General features: G+C 59.2%; 9 protein-coding genes. 2 read left to right on the top strand and 7 right to left on the bottom strand.

The features are described from left to right. The first annotated feature begins 50 nt into the window (after window positions 1-50). Window positions 51-449 (top strand): hypothetical protein, encoded by a 399-nt coding sequence (locus EDE09_RS23220; RefSeq protein WP_245423012.1) that lies wholly within the window; start codon window positions 51-53, stop codon window positions 447-449. Window positions 450-1,129: 680 nt separating this feature from the next. Here EDE09_RS23220 and EDE09_RS23215 read toward each other — a convergent pair. The 7 genes from EDE09_RS23215 to EDE09_RS23185 form a co-directional block, all read right to left on the bottom strand. Continuing rightward, complete coding sequence (locus EDE09_RS23215) at window positions 1,130-2,065, bottom strand: DUF4238 domain-containing protein (protein ID WP_162712218.1); 936 nt, start codon at window positions 2,063-2,065, stop codon at window positions 1,130-1,132. Between the two features lie 108 nt (window positions 2,066-2,173). Continuing rightward, window positions 2,174-5,995 carry a vitamin B12-dependent ribonucleotide reductase gene (locus tag EDE09_RS23210; RefSeq protein ID WP_112796739.1) on the bottom strand — a complete coding sequence of 1,274 codons (3,822 nt, stop codon included), beginning with the start codon at window positions 5,993-5,995 and terminating at the stop codon, window positions 2,174-2,176. A gap of 794 nt (window positions 5,996-6,789) precedes the next feature. Beyond that, entirely contained in the window at window positions 6,790-7,371 is a 582-nt protein-coding gene (locus EDE09_RS23205) for a hypothetical protein (protein ID WP_112796741.1), read from the bottom strand. Between the two features lie 59 nt (window positions 7,372-7,430). Next, a complete protein-coding gene (locus tag EDE09_RS23200; RefSeq protein WP_112796743.1) occupies window positions 7,431-9,251 on the bottom strand; it encodes a HAMP domain-containing methyl-accepting chemotaxis protein in 1,821 nt (606 codons plus the stop codon). Between the two features lie 257 nt (window positions 9,252-9,508). Beyond that, entirely contained in the window at window positions 9,509-10,006 is a 498-nt protein-coding gene (gpt, locus tag EDE09_RS23195) for a xanthine phosphoribosyltransferase (RefSeq protein WP_105374565.1), read from the bottom strand. Between the two features lie 71 nt (window positions 10,007-10,077). Continuing rightward, entirely contained in the window at window positions 10,078-10,917 is an 840-nt protein-coding gene (locus EDE09_RS23190; RefSeq protein WP_105374566.1) for a universal stress protein, read from the bottom strand. 111 nt (window positions 10,918-11,028) lie between these two features. Beyond that, window positions 11,029-11,808 (bottom strand): competence/damage-inducible protein A, encoded by a 780-nt coding sequence (locus EDE09_RS23185; RefSeq protein WP_105374567.1) that lies wholly within the window; start codon window positions 11,806-11,808, stop codon window positions 11,029-11,031. 249 nt (window positions 11,809-12,057) lie between these two features. Between EDE09_RS23185 and wrbA the strand changes: the two genes are divergently transcribed. Then, complete coding sequence (wrbA, locus tag EDE09_RS23180; protein ID WP_105374595.1) at window positions 12,058-12,657, top strand: NAD(P)H:quinone oxidoreductase type IV; 600 nt, start codon at window positions 12,058-12,060, stop codon at window positions 12,655-12,657. Window positions 12,658-12,806: the final 149 nt, after the last annotated feature.

Here is a 12,806-nt window from a genome sequence, read left to right as displayed (position 1 = left end):
CCATGACGAAACTGGTTTCCTTGGCAGCGGCCCTTGCAATCGCCACGGCGATGGCCGGCACACAATCGCTTGCGCAGGACTGCAAGGCGGCCGGGACGGTCGGTTCGGCAGGCAGCGCATCTGCCGGCGGCACTTCGGCGAGCACGCTCGGAACGGCCGGCACCTGCGCAACCGACGACGGCACGACCTCGTCCATCGGTTCGGGCGGCAGTGCTGCCACCGCCGATGGCAAGGCCCAGAGCCGCACAAAGATCAACGAGAACGACAACCAGCTCAAGGCACAGTCCAAGGCGCAGGCCATGGACCAGGGCACATTCAGCAAATCGCAGACCAAGACGCGCGTGAGGGATGGCGAACTGGAAAGCACGACGCGGACCATGTCGCATGTGCCGGGACAGAAGCCGGTCAAGAGCAGGACGGACAGCAACGTGATCCTGCCGCCGCAGTGAGGCGGGGCCGGGGTGGCCGTCGCGGTCTCTTACACGAGTTACCGATACCAGGATCGTGATTTTGCGTCCTCTCCCGTGAGGGAGAGGACGGCGCCAAGAGTCCGCACCGGCTTCTCTTCCCTGCGGGAGAAGGCAATTTCGACATCTCGCTCAAGACTTAAGCGAGAAATCGCAAGTGAGGGGATCAAGGTTTATTTCGTGCAGGTACCAGCTTTGTCCTTGGACAGACACTCGTTGCACAACTCACCCTGCGCGGGTTTCGAGGGTTTCTCCTCATAGTCCGACGTCGGCCAGTTGCCGCAATTGCGGCACCAATGCCAAGTGTCCTTGCCGTTACGTTTTCGATACGCCATCTCCGTCCTCCGTTGGTTCGACCGGACCAAGCTAGGAAGATTCGCCGGCTTCTTCCACGAACCTTGTACATCCTGGAGTAGTGCCGTCTCTTACGGTCGCGTGTGGCTGTGGAGCGTTGAAGCCGATTGCCCGGCATGATGAAGTTCTGCGTATTACTCTCAACGCCTGCTCCCATTACCCAGAGAGCTGAAGCGCCATATGTGACTCACAACGAGCCTCGGCTTATTCCGGATCATTTAAGGAGGTTTCAAATTCATAGCGCCATTTGTTCCTTACAATTAATGGCGGGCCGAATTTGTAGTATATTTTGTTTACCACGCCATCTGCTACCCATGATGTGGAGGATCAGGAACAGGAAATAGCGTTTTGGGTGGGATGTCGGGATACAGTGTGGCTGGATTGTCGGAAAATATATAGCGATCCGAATAAGCGTATATCTTGGAATTAATCTTTTTAATTGTTTTTTCGCTGAAAATACGTCGATGTTGGGTTTCGGATGTGCCCTTGCTGTGTAACAAAAGAGCAATTCGGGACGTTAAGGGGAGTATGAACTCGACATTTTGGTGTGAAGAAAACGAATACGGTCGGATCTCGTCGATATTGTTTGAAAATATATGAGATATTGAGGGATTGTCGGAACTTATAAAGCTGACTCCGGTTTCATTGTGCAAGAATTGAGGGCCGGAATTTATTCCATGAACTCCGTCGTTCGTTCGTATTAATTTTTCAAAAGATAGAATGGCGGTGTGAGGGTCAATTTGAACATCGATTATTCCAGCCCTCACAAGGTCACCAAACCTAATTTTTGAGGAAAATCCTGGCCTCTTTTTTAGGAAAACATCTCTAAAGACATCGGGAACAGGCTGATCAACCGCGTTTGATGCCTTAATCACAGACTCCCTTAGTAGAAATATCACAGACTTAATAGTGTTTGGAACTCTAACTCTCATTGAGAGGTAGAACTCGATAACACTGCTCCATTCCTCTCTGGTCAGATCTTCGCGAGCGGAGATCTTTTTAATTAAATCCGGCCATCTCGACTCTAAATGCCGGGAAAAGAAGTTCTCAATCGCGTTGTCGAATCGCTTTTCCGCATGTACGGGCTGACGATAGAGGTAGCTTTGCTTTAAAACATTCTGCGGCTTTCCAGGGAAAACTCGGCCATCCCAAGTATCTTTTAGGTAGAGATAACCTTCTGAGTTGCAGAAAAACTTTGAGTAGCAACAGGGAATATAGTGTTGTTGCTTTTGTTCTGTGGTCACCTGCATCTCACGTTAAAAGAGCCGCCACGAGTTATTCGCGGCGGCGGCAGTCTCAACTAGCTGCTAAAAAAAGCGGAGTAGTAGATATGCAACGAGGTTCTATCCTGCTCAGCTGCACCCGCTCGTCGCGCCGCACGTGTCGCACTTCTCGCAGGTGCCGTTCCTCACCATCGTGAAGTTCTGGCACTCGGAGCACATGTTGCCGGTGTAGCCCTGGGCGATCGAGCGCATGCGGCGTTCGTTTTCGACCTTCTTGGCTTCCGTCTTGGCGGCGGCGGCGTCGGCTTCGGCCTTGTCGGAGAAGAGGGCGGTGGCGACCTGCTGGCTTTCGCTGACAACCTCTTCCAGCACTTCCTCGGCAATCTCTTCGGCCAGTTCCTTGGCGCGCTCCTCGTAGTCGCGCTTGAAGGCGACGATTTCGGAGGTGGAGATCGCCGTCGTCGGCTCCAGCTTGCGGGCGGCGGAGCCCGCAAAGGAGGTGACGGTGGCCGATGCCCGGGCAGGGGCGGCGGTCGCAGCTCCCTTGGGTTCGCCTGCGGCCCGGTCGGAACCGGTGTTTGCCACCAGCGTCGGCTTGTAGCCGCGGGTCCAGCCGGTCGAGATCAGGTTGGTCTTGCCTTCCTGAATGCCCTTGCCGAGCGCGGTATTGGAAAAGTCCGACGTATCGACATGAGCGAGATCGTGACGGCCGAGATAGGAGACGGCGAGTTCGCGGAACACGTAGTCGAGGATCGAGGTCGCGTTCTTGATCGCGTCGTTTCCGGTGACGATGCCGGCCGGCTCGAACTTGGTGAAGGTGAAGGCCTCCACATATTCTTCCAGCGGCACGCCGTATTGCAGGCCGAGCGAGATGGCGATGGCAAAATTGTTCATCATTGCGCGGAAGGCAGCCCCTTCCTTGTGCATGTCGATGAAGATTTCGCCGAGACGCCCGTCACCGAATTCGCCGGTGCGCAGATAGACCTTGTGGCCGCCGACATTGGCCTTCTGGGTATAACCCTGGCGACGGTTCGGCAGTTTTTCCCGCTCGCGGGTGACGCGTTCGATGACCCGCTCGACGATCTTTTCGGTGATCGTCACGGCCTGTGCCGCAACCGGGCTCTGCATCAGTTCTTCGAGCGCGTCATCGGCATCGTCCTCGTCGATCAGCGAGGCGTTGAGCGGCTGGGACAGCTTGGAACCGTCGCGGTAAAGCGCGTTTGCCTTGAGGCCGAGCTTCCAGGAGAGCATGTAGGCGGAACCGCAATCTTCCACGGTCGCGTCGTTCGGCATGTTGATCGTCTTGGAGATCGCACCCGAGATGAACGGCTGGGCGGCCGCCATCATGCGGATGTGGCTTTCCACCGAGAGATAACGCTTGCCGATCTTGCCGCAGGGATTGGCGCAATCGAAGACGGCCAGATGTTCGGCCTTCAGGAAGGGCGCACCTTCCAGCGTCATCGCACCGCAGACATGGATATTGGCGGCTTCGATATCCCTTTTCGAAAAGCCGATATGCTCCAAGAGGTTGAAGCTCATGTCGGCGAGCTGTTCGTCAGTGACCTTCAGCGTGTTCTTCAGGAAGTCGGCGCCGAGCGTCCATTGGTTGAAGACGAACTTGATGTCGAAGGCAGCCTTCAGCGCGCCGTTGACGGCTTCGATCTTCTCGTCAGTGAAGCCCTTGGCGCGCAGCGAGCCGGGGTTGATGCCGGGCGCCTGGTTGAGGTTGCCGTGACCAACCGCATAGGCCTCGATCTCGGCGATCTGGCTTTCCGAATAACCGAGGGTGCGCAGCGCGTCCGGAACGGCGCGGTTGATGATCTTGAAGTAACCGCCGCCGGCGAGCTTCTTGAACTTGACGAGTGCGAAATCGGGTTCGATGCCGGTCGTGTCGCAATCCATCACGAGGCCGATCGTGCCGGTCGGCGCGATCACGGTCGTCTGGGCGTTGCGGTAGCCGTGCTTTTCGCCGAGCTCGAGCGCCTTGTCCCAAGCAGCCTTGGCATGGCGGCTAAGATCCTGGTCCGGATTTTCCGAATGGATGAGCGGAACCGGGTTGACGGCCAGCGCCTCGTAGCCGGTGGCTTCGCCGTAAGCGGCGCGGCGATGGTTGCGCATGACGCGCAGCATGCTCTCGCGGTTCGGCTCAAAGTTCGGGAAGGGGCCGAGCTCGGAGGCCATTTCGGCTGACGTCGCATAGGCGATACCGGTCATGATCGCGGTCAGCGAGCCGGCGATCGCACGGCCTTCCGGCGAATCGTAGGGGATGCCTGACGACATCAGGAGGCCGCCGATATTGGCGTAGCCGAGGCCGAGCGTGCGGTATTCGTAGGAGAGTTCGGCGATCCGCTTCGACGGGAACTGTGCCATCATGACCGAGACTTCGAGCACGACGGTCCACAGGCGGACGGCATGTTCGTAGTCGGCGATGTTGATGTTCTTCGTCGCCTTGTCCTTGAACTGCAGGAGGTTGAGCGAGGCAAGGTTGCAGGCCGTGTCGTCGAGGAACATGTATTCCGAGCACGGGTTCGAGCCGCGGATCGGGCCGCCGGCTGGCGAAGTGTGCCAGTCGTTCATCGTCGTGTTGAAGTGGATGCCGGGATCGGCCGACGCCCAGGCGGCGTAGGAGATCTGCTCCCAGAGGTCGCGGGCCTTCAGCGTCTTCATGACCCGGCCGTCCTTGCGGGCGGTCAGATTCCAGTCGCCGTCGTTCTCGACCGCCCGCAGGAAGTCGTCCTTTAGCGAGACGGAGTTGTTGGAGTTCTGGCCCGACACGGTGAGATAGGCTTCCGAATCCCAGTCGGTGTCGTAGGTCTTGAACTCGAGGTCCTTGTAGCCCTGGCGGGCAAACTGGATGACGCGGCCGACGTAGTTTTCCGGAACCTGGTCCTTCTTGGCGGCCTTGATCTCGCGCTTCAGCGCCGGATTCTTGTTGGGGTCGAAGCAATCGTCGCCACTGCCGCCGTCGCAGTTGACGCAGGCCTTCATGATTGCCTTCAGGTGACGATTGACGATCTTGGAGCCGGTGACGAGGGCTGCCACCTTCTGCTCTTCCTTGACCTTCCAGTTGATGTATTCCTCAATATCCGGATGGTCGATGTCGACGACGACCATCTTGGCGGCGCGGCGCGTCGTGCCGCCCGACTTGATCGCGCCCGCTGCCCGGTCGCCGATCTTCAGGAAGCTCATGAGGCCGGAGGACTTGCCGCCGCCGGAAAGTTTTTCGCCTTCTCCGCGCAGCATGGAGAAGTTGGAACCGGTGCCGGAACCGTATTTGAACAGGCGCGCTTCGCGAACCCAGAGGTCCATGATGCCGCCCTCGTTGACGAGGTCGTCCTCGACCGACTGAATGAAGCAGGCATGCGGCTGCGGATGCTCATAGGCAGACTTGGACTTGGTCAGCTTGCCGGTGAACGGGTCCATGTAGAAATGGCCCTGGCCGGGGCCGTCGATGCCATAGGCCCAATGCAGGCCGGTGTTGAACCACTGTGGGCTATTCGGTGCGACGCGCTGGGTGGCGAGCATATAGGCAAGCTCGTCCATGAAGGCTGCCGCGTCTTCTTCCGAGGTGAAGTAGCCGCCCTTCCAGCCCCAATAGGTCCAGGTGCCGGCAAGGCGGGAAAAGACCTGGCGCGCATCGGTTTCGGAACCGTACTGCTCTTCCTTAGGCAGCGCCTTCATCGCTTCTGTGTCGGCGACCGAGCGCCACAGGAAGGAGGGGACGTCGTTTTCCTCGACCTTTTTCAGGACCTTCGGAACGCCGGCTTTGCGAAAATATTTCTGCGCGAGAACGTCGGTCGCGACCTGGGAGAACTGCGCCGGCACGTCAATGTCGGCAAGCCGGAAGACGACGGAACCGTCGGGATTGCGGATCTCGCTGACCGCCTTGCGGAATTCGATCTCTCCATAGGCGCCCGTGGCGGGCTTGGTGAAACGGCGTTCGATGCGCATGGTCCCTTACCTCATTTTTGATGCGCCCGGCCTCGTGCACGAGGCGCAAAAGTTCTCATCCGACGGCGCGGGTGTTCGCGCAGCCAGTCCGTTCGTCCCATTGTGACAGGAGTGTCATCCGGAGATGTTATTTCCTGTATCTTGTGGCGATCGTGGCTGCAAACACTAAATATAGTATTAACAGCTTATTATAGCCAGCCCCGGATGTCGCTTTTTTGGAGGGAAAAATCGCACAACCAGCCCTCGGGGCAGAGCCTCATCATGAGGCGCAGAACCCTGATTCTACAGTCGATTTTCGTGAGGAGCCGGCCTCGTTATGTCCGGTCCAGTCGCCGCCGCAACATCGAGCCTATTAAGTTTGAATTGAGCGATTCCGTCAAGGGGTGGTTTTTGACAGATTTTTAACCACAACATCTTGTGTATGCCGGCTGTGGAAAATGGGGAAAGATGGATAAGCCCGCAAATTCAGTGTCTTGGCGGAAGAGGCGTTGGCGCCGCGGCAGGAGCGGCCGACGAAATCCATCAACGGGGAGCCAATTTCAGGAAGTTTGGCAAAATATAGCTGCTGCCCGTTGCGAAACGTCGGCAAGCGTGACTGGCAACTGATTCTCTGCCGGCAGCAGATCGTCCGGAGCACCGGGTCGCAGTTTTAGCGGGAAGCAAGGACGCCGGTAAGGGCCGACATCTCTCGGCTGACGTGGAGCGAAAGCCCCCGATATGAAGGCGACCGGCGGAACCTCCGGCTCTCCCCGCTGTGTCGTAGAAGCCGCAGCGGGGAGGGGTGTCGAGGTGAATTAAAGTGAATCGATGTTGATCCCGATCGTGACGGCGCCGATCGGCGTTCCGCTTTCGTCCGAGATTGTCAGGCTCGCCTGAGACTGAAGCGTCTGGGATGATTCGTCCTTTTCCACCTCATCGACGAACAGGGCTTCCTTGCCGGCGCCGAAGGATTTCTTGAACTTGGCTTCGTCACCCTGCCAGTAGTCGGAGGTCACGTCGCTCTGGCCGACATTGAGGCCGTTGGCATCCATCACGAAGATTTCCGTGATCGTGCCGTCCGACTTTTCCTTCTTTTCCAGCAGGAATTTAGACAGTGCGTTGTTGAGCACGCCATCGATCGTGGAATGATCGGAGCCGTCCACCTCCGCCCGCCATTTCTTGTCGAGCGCCAGGATATCGGCTTCGCCGAGCTTCGCATTGGCGGCATTCTGAGCCTTGATGGCGGAAATGACGACCGGGTCGCTGAGCCAGGGTTTTACCTTGCCGGTGACGTAGTCCGTAATCGGCGCGACATGGGCTTCCTCTGCCTGGGCGCTTAACCCGGGCATGGCCGCAATCGTGCTGCCGAGGAGAAGCGCGATGATGATCTTCTGCATGAGTATTCCCTTCCGTGGATTGTTGACGGTTGTTGGGGATGCTGCGGACGCGGCGCCTTTCACGACGCTCGTCTGGTTTGGCCGGCAGCGCCGGTATTTCCACCCGCGAAGGACCGGAAATCGCTTGCGGCCGGTTCCGCGACTGTGAACCTGCTCGCCGAATTCAACAGGAGGCGGCCTTGAGAGAGCAGCTCCTGGCAGGCGGCATTGGTTTCTTCCACCATCGCCGCGTTCTGCTGCGTGGTCTGATCCATCTGGTTGATCGCGCCGTTGATCTCCTGCAGACCGGTGGCCTGTTCGCGGGAGGAGTGGACGATCGAGACGATGCTGTCGCTGATGCGGTTGATCTGGTCGCCGATCTTCAAAAGCGCATCCCCGGTGTCGTTCACGAGCCCGACGCCAGCGGCAACCTCCTGATTGGAGGCATTGACCAGCCCCTTGATTTCCTTGGCCGCCTGAGCCGACCTTTGCGCGAGTTCCCGCACTTCCTGCGCGACAACGGCAAAACCCTTGCCGGCCTCGCCGGCACGCGCCGCCTCGACGCCGGCGTTGAGCGCCAGGAGATTGGTCTGGAAGGCGATTTCGTCGATGACGCCGATGATGTGGCCGATCTGGCTGGATGACGTCTGGATCCGATCCATGGCGCCGATCGCGTTGCGGACGACCGTTGCGGAAGAATGGGCGCCTTTCTGGGCTTCCTCGACCAGTTGTCCAGCAGTCTCGGCTTTCTGCGAGGAGGCCCTGACTGTTGTTGTCACTTCGTCAAGGGCTGCGGCGGTCTGTTCCAGCGAGGCAGCCTGTTGCTCGGTGCGTTTCGCCAACTGATCGGCGGCGTTGGCAAGTTCGCTGGAGCGATCCTCCACGGCGTGCGATGCTAACTTGATCTCGGTGAGCGCGGCAGCAACCGCCTCGACCATATTGTTGAAGTCTCGTTGCAGCTTTTCAAAATCCGGCCCGAGGCCGTTGAGTTTGCACGAGAAATCGCCGCCTGCGAGTTTTTCGAGCGCCTGGCCGAGTTGAGCCATCACGGTTCGCTGCACACCGCTGGTCTCTTCGGCCATCCGGGCGTTGCGGGCGCGCTCCTCGTCAAGCGACTGGCGCTGTTCCGAAGCGAGGCGATCTTTCTCCACCTTGGTAATCGCTTCGTTCCGGAAAACTTCCAAGGCGCGTGCGAGGACGCCGATCTCGTCGCCATTGTGCTGATGATCGACCGGAGAATCGAGATCTCCTGCCTGCAGATCGCTGATGCGCGCGCTCAAGGTTCGGATAGGGCGGCCGACCAGGCGTCGCATCGCAAAAAGAAAAGCGAGAACCGCTACGGTGATGACGAGCAGCTGGATCAGCAATGATTTCAGAACTTCGTTCTGCGCGTCGGCTGTAATGTCGGCGATCGACCATGCCGTGAATAGATAGCCGCCGATCTTGCCGGATTTATCCGGCGGGAGGGGGGCGACAATGGTGATCAAGCCATCCGACGATCGGGTCGCATCGGCAATCGCGCTCTGCGCTTTCTGGCCGATGATCTGGGCGATCTCCGCAGGGGCGAGAGCGACGGTAAGACCGTCTTGTGTCCAGGTATCGACGGCCGCAAGCTCGGCGTTGAAGGCCGCGAACTGAACAAGTCCCAGTTCAGGCTTCTCGCGCTGCAGGGCATAGGCCTCTCGAACCGCCGCGGTCTTACCCCATTTCACCCCGCCCGAGACCAATGAGGCGAGCTGTTCGGTGTCGTTCAGCCACTGGGTCGTGGCCGTTTTGGTCAAAAGACGCGTTCCGGATATCCAGGTGTAGGTCGCCAACACGGAGATGCCACAGATGTTGACGGCAACGATCAGCGCCGCGAGCTTCGCAGTCAGCGGCATCTTCTTCAAAAAGTTACGCATTCCCGGCCTCGACGCAATCAGGAGCTGCCGGACGAGTCCGGCCCGCTGACATCACTGGGCATCGTATGCGGAGTGTTGGTGGGCAGGCGTCATACCCGCGTGGCCGTTGCAAAGCCAAGCATACGCGGGACAGTGTTCCTTCATTATGTGAAGAAATAATAAAGTAAGCGCCCCCTAGTAAAAATAGGGGGTGCAGTTTGTCCGGGACGACCTGCTGGCGAAGACAAGAGAGTGCCTTGCGGGAGCCGTATCGACAGCTAAGCGCGCGATCCCTTGGCGATCGGCTCCTGATAGGTGAAGCCCATGTCCCAGGGAAAATAGATCCAGGTGTCCTGGCTGACTTCCGTGACGAAAGTATCCACGGTCGGAACGCCCTTGGGTTTGGCGTATACGCAGGCGAAATGGGCCTTGGGCAACATGACGCGCACTTCCGACGCCGTCTTGCCGGTGTCGGTCAGGTCGTCGACCACCAGCACGCCCGATCCGCCGTCGGTGGCGAGCTCGGGAGTAATACCCTTGAGAAGGTTCATTTCCCCCTGGTTGACGTAGTCGTGGTAGGAGGCAATGCAGACCGTCTCGATGAGCCGGATATTGAGCTCGCGCGAAATGATCGCCGCGGGGACCAGGCCGCCACGCGTGATGCAGACGATGGCGCGGAAATCCTCGTTGAGGCCGGCGAGCCGCCAGGCAAGCGCACGGGCGTCGCGGTGGAACTGATCCCAGGAGACGGGGAATGCTTTTTCGGGAAGGGACATGTTTTCTGCCGTTAGCGAGAGCTGCGTTGGCTCTCGCTAATAGCGGTATTCCACCCCGGAAGGCAAGATTGTCAGCGCGACAGCAGCGTCAGGGCCGTCATCGAGTCGAGCATACTGCGCGTGACGCCGCCGAACAGGAATTCCCACCAGCGGGCATGCCCGTAGCCGCCCATGACGAGGAGGTCGATGCTGTTATCGGCCAGGCGATTTTCGATTGCGGCTGCCGTGGGCGTTCCGCCGCCGGTTTCCTGCGTCAGCGTCACGTTGATCCCGTGGCGGGCGAGCGTGGCCGCGATCTGGCTTCCGGCGAGTTCGTGCGTATGATGGCCGCGGTCAGGCGGATCGATCACCAGAATTTCGACGCTCTCCGCCGCTTTCAGGAAAGGAAGCGAATCGAAGGTCGCTCGCGCAGCCTCGCGTGAGCCGTTCCAGGCGACCAGCACGCGACGGATCGGTGGGGGTTCGTTTATCGTATAGGGTACGAACAGCATCGGCCGGCCGCTCTCGAAAAGGAAGGTCTCCAGATCGGCGCGATGATCGGCATGAGCGGGATCGCTCTGGCTCGCGACGATCAGATCGACGGCGCGCGCCGTTTCAAGAACCGAGGTGGAGCTGTAGCCGGCGGTCGAGATGAAACTGCGGCATTCGGTCGACAGACCCTCGCGCGCCGTCCGCTCCTTGAAGATCCGTTCAACTTCGGCGGTTTCCTTCTGCGCCACTTCCTGCAACACCTGCACGGCGGCGGGATCGGGAATTTCCATCGGAGCAATGAGGGGAACCGCGGCGAGCGTTTCGGCATGCACGCCGATGATGTGAGCCGAGAACTGCTCGGCGAGAGCCATCGCAAAACCCGTTATCTGAGGAGCATTCTGCGGAGTGTCGAGAACGGCGAGAATGGTCTTGTAGGCCATGGCGGTTACCTCCTCATCGGCTGGTGTCCGTGCGTTGGAACCAGTCTCTATTGATAAGGTGGTGTCCTCATTGACCTTGGTCAAGCATCTGCAAGATGAAGAGAAATCGGATCAGGCGTCCGCCGTCGGGTTGGTCGGGATTTTCGCCTTCCGGATTGCGGCAATCATTGCCGAGACGGCCTCAGAGGCGGCATCGAGGGCCTGCGGCTCACGCGCGCGCACGACGATCTCTGTCGAAAAGCGCTGCCCGTCATATTTCGGGTAGGAGCCGATGCTTGTCTCCGGATGCGCCTTTTGCACGGCGGCGAGAGGCGTTCCGATATCGCCTTCGCCATAGGGGCAGGGAATGGCCCGGGACAACATTTTCGCGCCGGTGCGCAACATCGGCAATACGTTGTCGACCATGGCCTGGAAGACCTGCGGCACGCCGGCCATGACATAGACGTTGCCGATGACGAAGCCGGGTGCTGTGGAGACCGGATTGGGAATGTGCGTTGCTCCCTGCGGCATGCGCGCCATGCGCTGGCGGGCCTCGGTGAATTCCATTCCGCGCCGTTCGTACATCTCGGCAAGCAGCTTCATCGCAGCGGGATCATGGATGCAGGGGACGCCGAACGCGGCCGAGACCGCATCCGCGGTGATGTCGTCATGGGTCGGCCCGATGCCGCCCGAGGTGAAGACGTAATCGTACCGGCTGCGCAGCGCATCCAGCGCTTCGACAATCGCGCCCTCTTCATCGGCGACGATTCGTACCTCCTTCAGGTCGATGCCGGAGAGCGTCAGCAGATCGGCAAGATGACCGATATTCTTGTCCTTGGTGCGGCCGGACAGCAGTTCGTCGCCGATGGCGAGCATGGCGGCGGTAACGATCGAGGACGAAATTTCAGGCATGGCATTCCTCTGCAGGTGCGAAAACTCCTAAGCCCAAAATCTTCGAGGCAGAAGCAAATTGTTGGGGGATCGACAAAGAAATGCCGACCGTCACGAATTTATGACCCGCAAGGGAAAAAGCGTCTCCGAATACTGAACAGTGCGTTGCCTCGACGGGGGTTGGCATCCGGTTTCCGGAGCCGCTACATGTCGGCTTGGTTTCCGGCCGGATCCGGCCCCGTTCAGAAGATAACGCAATTGGAGAAGATCATGCCGAAGGTTCTCGTCCTCTACTATTCCGCATATGGCCATATCGAGAAGATGGCTTATGCCGTTGCGGAGGGTGCCAGGTCCGCAGGCGCGGAGGTGACAGTGAAGCGCGTGCCCGAACTCGTGCCGGAAGATGTCGCCAAGGCGTCCTATTACAAAATGGACCAGGAAGCGCCGATCGCAACTGTCGACGAACTTGCAAATTACGACGCGATCATCGTCGGTTCCGGCACCCGTTTCGGGACCGTCACGTCGCAGATGCGCAATTTCTGGGACCAGACCGGCGGTCTGTGGGCACAGGGCAAGCTTGTCGGCAAGCTCGGCTCCGTCTTCACGTCCTCCGCAACCCAGCACGGTGGACAGGAATCGACCATCCTCGGCTTCATCCCGACGCTGCTTCACCACGGCATGGCCGTGGCAGGCCTGCCCTATGCATTTGCCGGACAGATGGGTGTCGATGAGATCAAGGGCGGCTCGCCTTATGGTGCGAGCACCATCACCGATGGCGACGGCTCCCGCCAGCCGTCGGCAATCGAACTCGAAGGCGCCAAGTATCAGGGCGCGCATGTCGCAAAACTGGCGGCCAAGCTCGCCGCCTGATTCGCGCGAAGACAACGACAAAAAAAAGCGCGGTGAGCGATCACCGCGCTTTTCCTGTTGTGCGCCCAGCATGGGCGCATTCTTGTGGGTGGAAGTCCCACCGTAAGCTGGTCATGGCGAGCGAAGTGAAGCGCAACTGCGGAAGGGCG

Source organism: Neorhizobium sp. S3-V5DH (assembly GCF_004343065.1).
Classification (GTDB): Bacteria; Pseudomonadota; Alphaproteobacteria; order Rhizobiales; family Rhizobiaceae; genus Neorhizobium; species Neorhizobium huautlense.
This window is presented reverse-complemented; position numbering and strand designations above follow the sequence as displayed.